At 71.7% G+C, this 12,982-nt stretch carries 12 protein-coding genes; 7 read left to right on the top strand and 5 right to left on the bottom strand.

Going from position 1 to position 12,982, the window contains the following annotated elements:
- The first annotated feature begins 176 nt into the window (after window positions 1–176).
- Together DJ70_RS07320 and DJ70_RS17325 are read left to right on the top strand one after the other, a co-directional pair.
- Complete coding sequence (locus DJ70_RS07320; RefSeq protein WP_094531524.1) at window positions 177–1,082, top strand: Vms1/Ankzf1 family peptidyl-tRNA hydrolase; 906 nt, start codon at window positions 177–179, stop codon at window positions 1,080–1,082.
- Between the two features lie 199 nt (window positions 1,083–1,281).
- Window positions 1,282–3,444, top strand: coding sequence for a hypothetical protein (locus tag DJ70_RS17325; protein WP_094531522.1), 2,163 nt, complete (start codon window positions 1,282–1,284; stop codon window positions 3,442–3,444).
- An 81-nt stretch (window positions 3,445–3,525) separates the two neighbouring features.
- Here the strand turns inward: DJ70_RS17325 and DJ70_RS07310 are convergent, their stop codons facing one another.
- On the bottom strand, window positions 3,526–3,885 hold the full coding sequence (locus tag DJ70_RS07310; RefSeq protein WP_094531520.1) for a response regulator: 360 nt from the start codon (window positions 3,883–3,885) through the stop codon (window positions 3,526–3,528).
- A 179-nt stretch (window positions 3,886–4,064) separates the two neighbouring features.
- Here DJ70_RS07310 and DJ70_RS07305 point away from each other — a divergent pair, with 179 nt between their 5' ends.
- The 5 genes from DJ70_RS07305 to DJ70_RS07285 all read left to right on the top strand — a co-directional run bounded on the left by DJ70_RS07305 (window position 4,065) and on the right by DJ70_RS07285 (window position 7,792).
- Window positions 4,065–5,096 (top strand): phosphate signaling complex PhoU family protein, encoded by a 1,032-nt coding sequence (locus DJ70_RS07305; RefSeq protein ID WP_066418015.1) that lies wholly within the window; start codon window positions 4,065–4,067, stop codon window positions 5,094–5,096.
- A gap of 85 nt (window positions 5,097–5,181) precedes the next feature.
- Complete coding sequence (locus DJ70_RS07300; RefSeq protein ID WP_066418014.1) at window positions 5,182–5,364, top strand: DUF7525 family protein; 183 nt, start codon at window positions 5,182–5,184, stop codon at window positions 5,362–5,364.
- A 49-nt stretch (window positions 5,365–5,413) separates the two neighbouring features.
- The gene (locus DJ70_RS07295) at window positions 5,414–5,638 is read left to right on the top strand and encodes a DUF7123 family protein (RefSeq protein ID WP_094531518.1); all 225 of its coding nucleotides are present in this window, start codon (window positions 5,414–5,416) and stop codon (window positions 5,636–5,638) included.
- A 106-nt stretch (window positions 5,639–5,744) separates the two neighbouring features.
- Window positions 5,745–6,173 (top strand): CoxG family protein, encoded by a 429-nt coding sequence (locus DJ70_RS07290; protein WP_094531516.1) that lies wholly within the window; start codon window positions 5,745–5,747, stop codon window positions 6,171–6,173.
- A gap of 605 nt (window positions 6,174–6,778) precedes the next feature.
- Window positions 6,779–7,792, top strand: coding sequence for a presenilin family intramembrane aspartyl protease PSH (locus tag DJ70_RS07285; RefSeq protein WP_094531514.1), 1,014 nt, complete (start codon window positions 6,779–6,781; stop codon window positions 7,790–7,792).
- A 10-nt stretch (window positions 7,793–7,802) separates the two neighbouring features.
- Here DJ70_RS07285 and DJ70_RS07280 read toward each other — a convergent pair whose 3' ends face one another.
- The 4 genes from DJ70_RS07280 to DJ70_RS07265 form a co-directional block, all read right to left on the bottom strand.
- Window positions 7,803–8,312, bottom strand: coding sequence for a PUA domain-containing protein (locus DJ70_RS07280; protein WP_094531512.1), 510 nt, complete (start codon window positions 8,310–8,312; stop codon window positions 7,803–7,805).
- An 85-nt stretch (window positions 8,313–8,397) separates the two neighbouring features.
- Entirely contained in the window at window positions 8,398–9,678 is a 1,281-nt protein-coding gene (locus DJ70_RS07275; protein WP_094531510.1) for an MFS transporter, read from the bottom strand.
- Window positions 9,679–9,783: 105 nt separating this feature from the next.
- On the bottom strand, window positions 9,784–10,605 hold the full coding sequence (locus tag DJ70_RS07270; protein ID WP_094531508.1) for an HD domain-containing protein: 822 nt from the start codon (window positions 10,603–10,605) through the stop codon (window positions 9,784–9,786).
- A 56-nt stretch (window positions 10,606–10,661) separates the two neighbouring features.
- The coding region (locus DJ70_RS07265; RefSeq protein WP_143420958.1) for a GH32 C-terminal domain-containing protein at window positions 10,662–12,982 on the bottom strand (2,321 nt) is incomplete at its 5' end.

Genomic DNA, 12,982 nt, shown 5'->3' with positions numbered 1-12,982 from the left:
TCCCCAGCCTCGCGGTTCGCACTCTCCGAGTGCTCACCGCGTCCCTCGCGGTCGGATTCGCGGTCGCCGCAGGCGACCGCTCACCGGCGCGCCACCGCACTCGGATGGATATCTCCACTCGACGCCCGCGTGTCGCCGGTCGACGCACCTTTGAGGGCGGCGCGGGACCTGCCTCCATGATCGACCGGCTGCTCGGGCGCGCCGAGCTGAAAGAACGGATCGCGGAACTCGAGGAGGAGAAGCGCCACCTGGAGCGGCGCGCGGCGGCCGAGGAGGAGCGGCGGTCGGACGCGGTGGCGGACCGCCAGCGCGCCGAGGAGCGCGTCAACCGGCTCGAAAGCCGGATCGAGTCGCTGGAGGACCGCGTCGAGCGCGCCGAGGGCGCCGAGGAGACCGCCGAGTTCCGCCGCGTGAGCGACGCGTACGGCCGGCGCCTCGACGACGTGCTCGGCCGGCTCCGCGGGGTCGAAAGCGACGACCCGGAGGGAGTGCTCACCGCGTTCGTCCCCGACGACGCGGTTCCGGGAACCGTCGCGGACCAGTTCGGCGACCGCACGCCGCTCGTCCGGCGGGCCGCGCCCGCGGTCGTCGTCGCCGACGACACGGGCGCGGTGAGCGCCGCGCTCTCGACGCCGATGGCGCCGGACCCCTTCGACCGGTGGGCGGACGCGCCCCGGCTGCCAGACGAGTGGTTCCGCCCGACCGGCCGGTTCGCGTTCGCGCTGGTTCGCTCCGACACGTTCGCGTCGGGGATCTACGAGGGCGACGAGCGGGTCGACTTCGAGGGGTTCACCTCCGACGTGAAGGGCGCACACTCCAAGGGCGGGTTCTCGCAGGGACGCTTCGAGCGCCGGCGCGAGGGCCAGATCGACGAGCACCTCGAGCGTGCCCGCGACGTCCTCGCCGACCACGCGGCCGAACGAGGGGTCGAGCGGACCGTCGTCGTCGGCGAGCGGAGCGTGCTCGGGGAGGTCCGCGATCTCGCCGACCACACGGACGTGACCGACGCCACCGGTCGCCCCGAGACGGCCCTGGCGGACGCGTTCCGCGACTTCTGGACCGTTCGCGTTCACGCCGTCTGAGGCGCGGCTCCCGCCCGGCCACGCCCGGAACCCGCCGCGGATCCGGAACCCGGTGCCAATAACTATACTCCTCGCAGCCGTACGTGGTCGTGGAGGGACTCGTCACACGCTCCCTCCCCCCTTTCTCGATCCGGGTGCGGACCGCGACGGCCGACCGGGTGAGGGACAACACTAAACCGCGGACGGACGGTTATCGGCCATGCATCGGTCGAGGCCCGTCTCCGGCGTTCGTGCCGTCGCCGCCCTGCTGACCGTCTCGCTTCTGCTCTGCGGAGTCGTCGTCGCGGGCGGCGGTCCGGGCGTCGCGGCGTCGACGGACGCGAACGTCCCGACGGGAGCCGTCGCCCAGTCGGGAGCGAGCGCCGCCGACGGTGGCGACGAGGACGCCATCGACCTCCGGAGCGAACTCTCCGCGACCGACGAGACCGGGACCGTCGCCGTCACCACGACGGCACACCTCCCGGACCGGGTCACCGGTCTCGAGATCACCCTGCTGACCGCGAACGACGACGCGATCGAGGCCGACGGCTTCGAGCGTGCCGACGACGCCGACGGGGCGGAGACGTGGGTGTGGGACGGCGAGACCGAACGGCCGTCGCTGGCGTACGCGATGGACGCGAACGTCTCGGCCCCGGAGTCGGGACCGCTGGCCACCGGGGGGACCTACCGGTTCGTCGACGCGGGCGAGTGGGCGCTGGTGCGGACGCCGCGACACCGGGTCGCGTGGTCACAGACGGGCGAGACGCAGCTCCGGTTCGACCGCGAGAACGTCGTCGCCGGCGAGGGCGTCGCCTCCGAGGCGATGGCGTTCCTCGGGCCGTACGAGGAGTACGTCCGCGAGACCGACGACCAGCGTTACCGGCTGATCGTGCCCGAGGCGGCGGAGATGGAGGCGACCCCCGACGACGTCTTCGGCGTCTTCGAGGGCGCGGCGAGCGCCCTCCGAGTCGGCGGCGTCGACGACGAGGTGGTCGCGATCGCGGCACCGACCGGCGAGGTCTCCTGGGCGGTTCGGGGGCTCCAGAGGGGCGACGCCGACCTCTGGGTCCGCGACGAGGAGCCGGTCGAGACCGTCGACGACGTGTGGACCCACGAGTACGTCCACACCCGACAGACGTACGAGCGCGACCCGAGCGTGAGGTGGTTCACCGAGGCGAGCGCGACCTACTACGCCGCGCTGTTCGCGCTCGACCGCGGCGCGATCGGCTTCGACGACTTCCAGCGGACGCTGGCGCGCGGCGAGCGCGACCCGGCCGGCTCCTCGGTCCTCGCCGATCCGGGGTCCTGGCGGCGGAACGCCGACTACACCAAGGGGTCGCTCGTCGCGGGCGAGATCGACCGCCGGATCCGGCTGGCCAGCGACGGGCGGGCGTCGCTCGCGACCGTCTTCCGGGACCTCAACGACGACTCCGGCGCGCTCACCAACCGCGCGTTCCTCGACACCGTCGAGTCGGCCGCCGGAGAGGGCGGCGACGAGGAGGCCGCCGCCGCGGTCCGCGAGGCGGCCGAACGGTGGACCACCACGACCGCGGCTCCGGAGGCGTGGGACCGCGACGCCCACGCGGAGGCGTTCGGCGGGACGCCCGCCCGGATCGGGTACGCGATCGCCGACGACGGCGTCCGCGTGACCGGCGAGTACCGGAACGGAACCGTCGACCGCGACCCGGTTCGGCTCGTCACCGGGGAGTCCCTCGCGCTCGCGGTCGACGTCTCCAACACCGGGGGCGTCGAGGGGAGCTACGACCTGTCGCTGTCGGTCGACGGCGGGACGGTCGAGGCTCGCAACGGGACGCTCGCCGCCGGCGAGGCGACGACGGAGGGCTTCGACCGCGAGTTCGCCGAGCCCGGCGAGTACGCGGTTCGGGTCGGGAGCGAGACGCTCAGCGTCGCCGTCTCCGACCCGGCGGACGTGCTCGTTCGCGACGTCGCCGTCGACGCCGACCGCGTGACGGCCGGCGGGTCGGTGGTCGTCGCCGCGACCGTCGCCAACGACGCGTCGATCCCCGCGGGCTCGGACGTCGAGTTCCGGGTCGACGGCGAGCCCGTCGGGACGGAGTCGGTCCGTCTCGCCGCCGGCGGCGAGGCGACGGTCGCGCGCGAGGTGAGCGTTCCGGGGTCCGGCGACGCCGACGCCGCGACCGTAACCGTCGTCGGCCCGGTCGACGAGGCCTCGACGACGGTGGCCGTCGACCGCGACGCCGGGACGGGCGACGGGTCGGCGGACGCCGACGGCGCGGGGGACGACGAGACGGCCGGGGAGGGCGGGCTCACCGACGACGGCGCGTCCGGGTTCGGGCCGGTCGTCGCGCTGGTCGCGCTGCTCTCGCTCGTCGGGCTGTCGGTCCGGCGCGGGTCGGGGTGAGGTCGCGGCGATCCCCTCCCCGACGTCGCTCGGACGGCCGGCCCCTCGCGGCGGTCCGGTCGGGCCGGTCGGCGTGTCCGGTCACCGGAGGTTGTTCCGTATCTCGGGAACCAGCTCGTCGGGGTCGACCGGCTTCGTCACGTAACCGTCGGCGCCCGCCTTCACCGCCTCCATCAGCTTCTCCTCCTGGTCGACGCTCGTACACATCACGACCACGGCGTCCGGCCGTCGGCTCTTTATCTCACGCGTCGCCTCGATGCCCGTCATCTCCGGCATCACGACGTCCATCGACACGGCGTCGGGCTCGTGCGCCTCGAACAGTTCCACGGCTTCCACGCCGTTCTCCGCCTCGCCGACGACCTCGAAGGGGCCCTCGAGCGCGTCCCGAACGACGGTCCGCTGGAACGAGGAGTCGTCGACGACGAGCACCCGATCGGTCATACTGGCCCGTCGACGCAGACGGACATAAGCCCGCGGATCGGATCCGAACCGTCCCCGGATCGCGGTCGACCCCGCTGCCGGCCGGCGTACACGTTGACGTTCGATCACCTTGTATATTTGATCGAGCGTATAATGAACATAGGAACAAGGTTAAGGTATCTCACACGATACCGAGGGATATGGAAACGCGGAAGGTCCAGCGTCTGGGTCCCTCGACGCTGGCGATGACGCTCCCGGCCGAGTGGGCACAAGAACACGGCGTGAACAAGGGTGACGAGGTCTCCCTGCGGATGGGCGGGAAGGGCACGCTCACGGTGTTGCCCGAGTCGGTGAGCTCGGAGGAGTCGGAGGCGGTGATCAACGCCGACGGCCTCGACGCGCAGGCGCTCGAGCGGGCGGTCGTCGCCCAGTACGTGCTCGGCCGGCGGGTGATCCACGTCCGCAGCGAGGGGACCCTCGACAGCGAGCACATCAACGCGGTGTACAAAGCGGAGACGCAGCTCATGGGGCTCGGGGTCATCGAGGAGACGCCGGAGGACATCTCGATCCGGTGTTCCGTCGACCCCGAGGACTTCACGCTCGACAACCTGCTCGAGCGGCTGGAGAACACCGGCTCGACGATGCGCGGCGAGGCCGTCAAGGCGCTCGCACACGGCAACGCCGACCTCGCCCAGCGCGCGCTCAACCGCGAGCGGCAGGCGAACAAGATCTTCGTCCTCCTGTTGCGGCTGATCTTCACGGCCTACCAGAACCCGAACCTCGCGCGCGCAGTCGGGCTGGAGGAGGGGTTCCCGCTCATCGGCTACCGCTCCGTGGCGAAGAACCTCGAGCTCACCGCCGACAACGCGGAGGACATCGCCGACATCGTGATGGAGGCGGACGGCCACACCCTCGACGTCGACAAGGCTACCATGCGGCAGATCCGCGAGTTCACGGATCAGGTGGACGAGCTCACCGCGCTGGCGGTCCGGGCGGTCGTCGAGCGCGACTACGACCTCACCGTCGAGTGTCGCGACCTCTTCGCCCGGATCGAGGACCGCGAACAGGAGATCCTCGCCGAGCTCCCCGACGACCTCGACAACGAGGTGTTGTTGATGACCCGCGAGGTCCTCGTCAGCCTCCAGCACACCGCCGAGTACGCCATGCGGAACGCCGAGATCGCCGCGAACCTCGCGCTCAACGAGGCGTCCGACCACGTCGACATCGTCTGAGCGGCGAGCCCCTCCGGAGGGTTCGGCCCGTCCCGCGGATCGCCAGGTTCGCATGAACTAAGTGTCCACCCGCGAAGCGACTCGTATGACCGAGGGATCCATCGCGTCCGACAAGGGCATCGGCGTGACGCTCGCGCTGTCGGCCGTCGCCGTCGTCGGCGCGGTCGTGATGTACGGCCACCCGACCCAGTACGGCAAGGCCTGGGGGTTCGCGGCCGCGTTCGTCTTCGCGCTGTTGGCGGTCGTCGCCGTCCAGGCGTTCGAGTGAGACGGCCGGACGAGAAACCGTTAAGCGCGTCTGACACCAACGTCCACCGATGACCGAGTACACCGAGGAGGAGCGGCGGATCCTCGCGTACCTCACGGACAGCGTCACCCGCGGCGAGCGATACGTCCGCTCGAAGACGATCGCCGACGCGATCGGTCTCACCGCCAAACAGGTCGGCTCCCGGCTCCCGCGCCTCGCCGAGAAGGCCGACGACGTCGAGATCGAGAAGTGGGGCCGCGCCCGCTCGACGACGTGGCGCGTGAGCCGCGGCTGAGACGGGGTCGGGACCCGGTCCGTGCCGAGCGGTCTCGGGAGCGGTCGACGGGAAACCGGATCCGCGACTCCTCCCTTTTATTCTCCCCCCGTTCGTAGCCGGAGTCATGACCGTCCGAGTCTCCCGGACGTTCGAGTTCGACGCGCCCGCCGAGGAGGTCTGGGCGTTCATCTCGGACGCGGAGAAGCGCGCAGGAGCGATCAGCGTGGTCGACACCTTCGAGGTCCACGGCGACGGAACGGCGACGTGGCACGTTGGGCTCCCGGTCCCGATGATCCGGTCGACGATCACGGTCGACACCGAGGAGGTCGAACGCGACCCGCCGAACCGGGTGAAGTTCATCGGGAAGTCGAGCGCGTTCCGAGTGACCGGCGAGCACGTCATCACGGCGACCGACGACGGCTGCCGGCTCGCGAACGAGTTCGTCGTCGAGGGGAAACTCCCCGGCGTCGAGTCCTTCTTCAAGCGCAACTTCGACGAGGAGCTCGACAACCTGGAGGCGGCGCTTCGACGGTCGCTGGCGCTCGACGCCTGACCCGCGCGGGGGAACGAGGACCCGGCCCGGCTCCGTCTCCGTGGTTTTATACGCGAGCACGCCGTACCGGAGGCTGCCGAGGTTCGACGCTTTTCTCGTCGAAGTTCGGCGACAACGACCCGCGCCCGTCCCACCTCGGGCGACGGCCCGACACAGCCTGGGGGTCCGCTGTTCGGCGCCGTCTCCCGTCCGCTCGCCTCCCGTCTTCACCCTTCGCCTTTCGCCGCTCCACAGGCCCCGGCCCGCCGGGGTTCGTGGCTCGTTCCCGTCGCTCCTCCCGCCGTCCCTCGCGGCCACCCGAGTATCAGTGCGGATAATTCGGCCGACAGCTTCTTCACCCGTTTGGCCTTCGGTCCGAACGCCGCGGGCGAACCCGGCCGACCACCCGTTTCGGGCATGGTCGGCCCGACCACTCGCTTCCACCGTCCGTCGTCCGTCGGCGTGGGTTCGGGCCACCCGCTCCCACCACCACCACCCGGACCCGTTCAAGGACGTGGAACACGATCCCTCTCTTCGAGTCGTCGCGCGCCGCCGAGTCACCCCGCCGCGTCACGCCGTCGTCGAAGCGCAAGGACGATAGGCCTCTGTGGAGTACGTTCGCTCGAATGTTCCCCCGCGAGTACCGCGGCGTCGCCTTCGCGGTCGGCCTCTTCCTCGTCGTCCAACTGGGCGCGCTGGCGCTGGTCCCCGAGTTCGTCGAGAGCGGTTACCAGCCCGTCGAGGACCCGCAGGACCCGACGAACAGCCTGGTGTACATCGTCGCCATCCTCCTCATGACGGGGCTGATGCTCGCGGCGTTCCGGTACGAGTTCGACTGGGCGATCCGGCTGCTCATCGTCGGCGTCTCCGCGTGGCTCTCGTGGTACGTCTTCTCCGCGTTCGCGCCCCCGCTTCTCGCCGCGATCCCCGCGGTCGCGGTCGCGGTCGGCCTGCTCGTCCATCCCGAGTGGTACGTCGTCGACGCCGCCGGGGTGTTGATGGGCGCGGGAGCCGCCGGGCTGTTCGGGATCTCCTTCGGGATCCTGCCGGCGCTCGTTCTCCTCGGCTTCCTCGCCGTCTACGACGCGATATCGGTGTACGGCACCGAACACATGCTCTCGCTCGCGGAGGGCGTGATGGACCTCAACATCCCCGTCGTCCTCGTCATCCCCCTCTCGCTCTCCTACTCGCTTCTCGACGACGACCGCGAGGGCGCGAACGACGTTCACGAGGGCGAGGCGGCCCCCGGCGACGCGGCCGCCGACGGCGACGACGCCCCCGGCGCGGACGCCGACGCCGCCGCAGAGAGCGTCACCGCCGCCCCCGAGGACGGCGAGCGCGACGCCTTCTTCATCGGGCTCGGCGACGCCGTCATCCCGGCGGTGATGGTCGCCAGCGCGGCCACCTTCTCGCCGGCCGCGGCGCTCTCGGTCCCGGTCATCGGCCTCAACCTCCCGGCGCTGCTCGCGATGGCCGGCACGCTCGTCGGGCTGCTCGTCCTGTTGCGCTGGGTGATGAAGGGTCGCCCGCACGCCGGCCTCCCGCTGCTCAACGGCGGGGCGATCGGCGGCTACCTGATCGGGTCGCTGCTCGCCGGCGTCTCGCTCGTCGAGGCGCTCGGCCTGTCGGTCGTGTTCTGACCGGGGCCGTCTACGCGCCGTCGCCGGCGACGCCGTGACGGACCTTCACCGCGACCCCGCTGTCGAACGCGAGCGCCTCGGCCCCGGACAGCTCCGCGCGTCCCACGGCGAAGAGGGCGTCGTCGCCGTCGACGACGAGCACCTCGTCGCCGGGGCGGATCCCCTCGTCGACCGCGGCCACGAACTTCGCGAAGGCGTTCCGCCCCTCACGGACGAACGGCTCGCTCTCCTCGCCGACGACGACCCGGCTGGCGGGCGCCGGAAAGTGCCGCTGGAGCCGCCGCGCGCCGACCTCGCCGAGGGTGAACCGGCCGTCGGTGCCGTAGGTGACGACCCGGTCGCCCTCGGCGCTGCCCGGCGTGTCGTCGACGTCGCCGGCGATGACCTGCCGGGGGCGGCCGCCGCTCGACCGGCGGATCGTGACCGGCTCGTCGGGCGGGAAGAGCGCCCGGCCGGCTCCCGCTCCGAACTGGTAGTCCGCGCCGGTCCGCAGGTCGGCGAGGTCCTCGCTGTCGCTCATGGTCGCGGTACCGCCGCCGCGCGCAAATCGATTCCGGTCCGGCCGTCGCTCACGCTCCGTCAGCCGCTTCCCGTTCGACCGTCGCTCACGTCCCGCCCGGCTCGGCCGCGGCCGCCCGGCGCGCCTGGACGACGAACAGCGTCGTGGCGAACCCGATGAATCCGGCCGCGAGCAGGAACCCCGTCTCGGTGCTGGTGACGTCCATCGTCGCGCCGACGAGCACCGGACCGACGACCTGGCCGACCTTCCAGGAGATGGAGCGCAGCGACATCGAGCTGGCGACCGAGTCGTGGCGCTCGCCCTCGTCGACGAACAGCGACATGCTCGCGGGCAGCCGGATCGAGTCGGCCACGCCGAGCAGCGAGTAGGCCGCGAAGAGCGCGAAGAAGGCCCCCCCGAGCGTCTGTGCGTCGCCGAGATACGAGATCGTGACCGGATCGACGGTCCCCTCGAAGTACGTCGCGAGCGGGATCGCGGCGGTGCCGACCCCGTACAGCAGCGCCCCGATCGCCACGAAGGCGTGCCGCCTGCCGTACCGGTCGGTGAGGTCGCCGACGAACCCCTGCGTGACCGCCTTCGTCGCCTTCCCGCCGGCCATGATCCACCCGATCGCGAACGCGGAGATGTCGAACGTCGTCCGGGCGTAGATGGGGAGGAAGATGATGACGGCCATCTTGCCGACGCTGAAGGTGAACCGGAAGACGACGAGCGAGCGGAGCATCGGCAGCGCCAGCAGCGACCGGAACGTCTCGACGCCGTCGACCGCCTCGGGGTCGGTCTGTCCCCCCGGATCGTCCCGCAGGAAGCGGTAGACGAGGAGGAAGCTCCCGAGCGTGATCAGGGTGAGCACGGCGTACGTCTCGGTGAACCCGTACGCGTACAGCAGGTAGCCGCCGAGGAGGTCGCCGGTGAGCGAGGACACCGACGCGAACTGGTTGTACGAGCCGAGCCAGAGCCCCTGCTCGTCGTCGGGGCTGATCTCGCCGATGATCGTCGCGCCGGTGATCCAGAGCACGCTCGCGCCGAGCCCCTGGACCATCCGGACGAGGATCACGTGGACCGGGTTCGAGACGAACGCGAACCCAACGAAGACGCCGACGTTGATCAGGAAGCCGGCCAGCAGGAACCGCTTGGCGTTGCCCGTGTCGACCGCCCGGCCGAGCGGCAGGACGACGAGCAGCTGGACGGCCGCGAAGGCGGTGCCGAACAGCCCCTCGATGAAGCCCGTGGTTCCGAAGAGGTCGGCGTACAGCGCGAGCGCGATGAGGATCGTCGAGTACGCCTGGCTGCGCGCGAAGGCGGTCCCGGCGAGCGAGGCGAACTCCGCGTCGCCGAGGAGCCGTATCGAGTTGCCGAAGCGGGCCACGATCGAGTACCGGCTCGGCGAATGGGGTCCACGTAGTAAAGGCCGAGCGAGCCGGCGGTCCCTGCTGGATTTCGCCCGCGGGCGCTCCTCAGCCGACCCCGCCGCCTACAGCTCGATCCGCTCGACGAGCGACCCCTCGCCGTTCTCCTTCGTGTTGATCGCGACGATCCGGACGAGGTCCTCGAGCATCGACCCCTCCACTTTGGCCTTCAAAAGCGAGTCGACCTGATAGACGCCCGCGGCGTTGTTCATCCGGATCTCGACCTGGACGGGCAGCTCCTCGTCGGGGTGGAGGATCACCGACTCGATGGCCTGCGAGGAGACGGTGTTGATCCCCCGTCCGCCCTTCTCGTAGGGGACCCGCGAGCGACCGCGCTCCATGTCGAGGCCGTCGGCGATCCGGATCACGCCCGCCTCCCGCGTCAGCGGCTCCTCCTCGGTGTGGTGACAGAGGATCGCGTGGAGCACCTCGGCCTTCATCCGCACCTGCTCCGCGACGTCGTAGAACTCGGGCAGCAGCCGGTCGAGCACGTCGGCGGCGAGCGGGATCGAGTAGTAGGAGTGGCGGTCCCGGTGGACGACGTGGCCGACGTCGTGGAGCGTCGCCGCGAGCGCGAGTATCACCGGCTCGTCGGCCTCGTCGAGTCCCTGCTGGCGGGCCCCGTTGAACTCGACGGCGCCCGCCTTGAGCAGGTCGTAGAGCCGCAGCGCGCGGTCGCGAACGATCTCGACGTGTTTCGTGCCGTGGTCGTTGTACCCCTTCCGGTCGACGGCGTTGACGTTCTGTGCCTCGAGGTACGTAGTGATCTCCGGATCGCTTTCGATCCGCTCGAGCATCTCGTTGACCCGGCCGTCGGGGAACGCGTGGTCCGCGGTCGGGTCGTACCGCTGTCTCGCCGCGTGTTCGTCGTCCGCCGCCTTCGTCATTGGATGTAGACGGACGCCGCGGGGGGATAAAAGGGGTGGCCCGAGCGTCCGGTCGGCTACCGGGGGTCGTCCCGGCGGCTCCCGCCGCCGACCGCCGGCCACGCGCCCTCCATCCGCCACATCGAGACGTCGACATCGACGCAGGCCGGATCGTCGTTCGACGTCCCCGTGGCGCCGGCGTCCGACCTCCCCGCGGGATCGGTCCTCGTCCTCTCCCCGCCGTCGTCGTCGGCGACGACCGAGATCCCCGTCGCGTCGTGGCGCGTGGGGTAGATCCGGGTCGCGAGCGCCCGCCGGCCGTTCACGAACAGTTCGAGGACGCTCGCGTCGACGAAGACGCGCACGTCGAGGGGACGCTCCAGGTCGTCGACGGTCACGCCGACCGGCGCGTCCCGCGCGTCGCGGTCGAGGCTGCTCTCCGAGCGGTCGACGACGACGCGGTCGCTCCCGACCCGGACCGTCGTCCGCTCCGCGCCGTCCGGCGACTCGCGGACGCGGAACGCGACGGCCGATCCGGGAGCGTCGTCGGGGTCGAGTCGGGCCCGGAGCTCGAACGTCTCGCCGGTCGCGTCGAGCCGTTCGGGGGTCGCACCAACGGTCAGTCGGTCGTCGACGAGCCGCGTCTCGCGGAGCCGCTCGACCGCTTCGACGGGTCGCTGGCGGAGCTCGCCGTCGACGACCGCGATCTCGCGCGGGAGGCTCATGGCCCCCGACCAGCCGGCGTCCCACCCGCTCGCGGCCGACCGTTCCTCCCGGAGCCAGCCGATCGTTATCGTCCGGCCGTCGGGAGCCGCGAGCGACTGCGGCGCGTAGAACGCGCCGGGATCGAGGATCCCTCGATCCTGGACCCGGAACCGACCGGCCTCGGCGTCGAACGCGCCGAGGAAGTACCGCACGTCCTCGTAGTCGGAGACGTGGAGCAGGTCGCCGTCGGCGAAGCGGAGCAGCTCCGGACACTCCCAGACGACGCCGGGATCGGCCTCCTCGGTGACGAGGGCGGGGCCCTCGTAGGTCCACTCGCGGAGGTCGCGGCTCGTGTACAGCACCGCCGCGCCGCCGCGGTCCTGGAGCCCCGCGCCGATCAGCTGGTGCCAGCGGCCGTCCTCGTACCAGAGGCAGTGGTCCCGGAAGTGTGCCGGCTCGCCGGCCGTCGACAGCAGGTCCAGCTCGGTCGGCGGCGACCGGATCACGGGGTTGGCCGGGTCCGGCTCGAAGCGCGTCAGGTCGTCGTCGGTCGCGGTCGCGAGACACGGCCGCTGCCACCCGTCGCGCCCCCCCGTGTAGAGCGCGTACACCGCGTCGGCGTCGCCCGCGGCGACGGGGGAATCGGCGTCGTCCGCGGCGATCGGGGCATCGGCGTCGTCGCCGGCGGGGACGACCCGTCCCGTCCCGCCGTCGCCTTCGATCGCGTCGACGGCGACCGCACACCCGGACCAGCAGCCGTCCCGGTCCGGCCCGCTCGGGTCGGGCGACATCGCGACCGGCCGGTCCTCCCAGCGGACGAGGTCCTCGCTGACGGCGTGGCCCCAGTGGACCGCGCCGTGGTACGGTCCGGCCGGGTTGTACTGGTAGAAGAGGTGGTAGGTCCCGTCGTGGTGGATCATCCCGTTCGGGTCGTTGAGCCAGTTGGCCGGCGGGGTGACGTGGTAGGCGGGGCGGTCGCGGTCGCCGGAGAGGGCGTCGCGGTGGCGCTCGAGCTCGCGGCCGCTCTTCGGGCGCCCCGTCGCGAGCGCGGTGTCGTACTCGCTGTCCCCGGCCAGCCAGCGGACCACGTCGGCCGCGAAGCGCTCGCGGGTCGCCTCGGTGGTCGCGTCGTCGTGCTGGGCGAACTCCATGCCGACGCCGACCCCGATGACGGTCCCCGAACCGACCCGCCACTGGAGGACGGTCACCTCCGAGGGGACGTCCTCGACGCCGCGGTAGGTGGACGCCAGGACGTCCGCGTTCTCCGGGAGCACGTCCTCGTACCGGGCGTACGGGGCGGTCGAGCCCGCGGGACGGATGTGGTGGCGGAGGCCGTCGAGTCCGTCGACCGCGGGGTGGCCCTCGTAGAGGGGGTGCCACAGCGGCCCGACCGGGTCCGCCACCTCCTCGGTCCCGGTCGCGTCCGGCGGGACCGGGTCGATCCCGAGCGCGCTCACCTGCGCGAGCGCCCGCGCCGAGCAGAACAGTCCGCCGCCGTCCGCGAGGAACGCGCGGATCGGCTCGGCGCAGTCGGCGACCGTCGCCGGGTCGCCCACGGGCTCGTACGCGTGCCACCAGAGCGCGTCGAAGCGGTCGAGCTCCGTCTCCCCGGCCGCGATCGACGCGAGCGCGACCGTCTCGACGTCCCCGACCACGTCGCGGGCGAACGCGAGCGCGGCCGGGGAGACGGAGC

It is taken from the genome of Halorubrum halodurans (genome assembly GCF_002252985.1).
Lineage (GTDB): Archaea > Halobacteriota > Halobacteria > Halobacteriales > Haloferacaceae > Halorubrum > Halorubrum halodurans.
The sequence above is the reverse complement of the archived record's forward strand: the minus strand, read 5'-3'. Positions and strand labels throughout refer to the sequence as shown.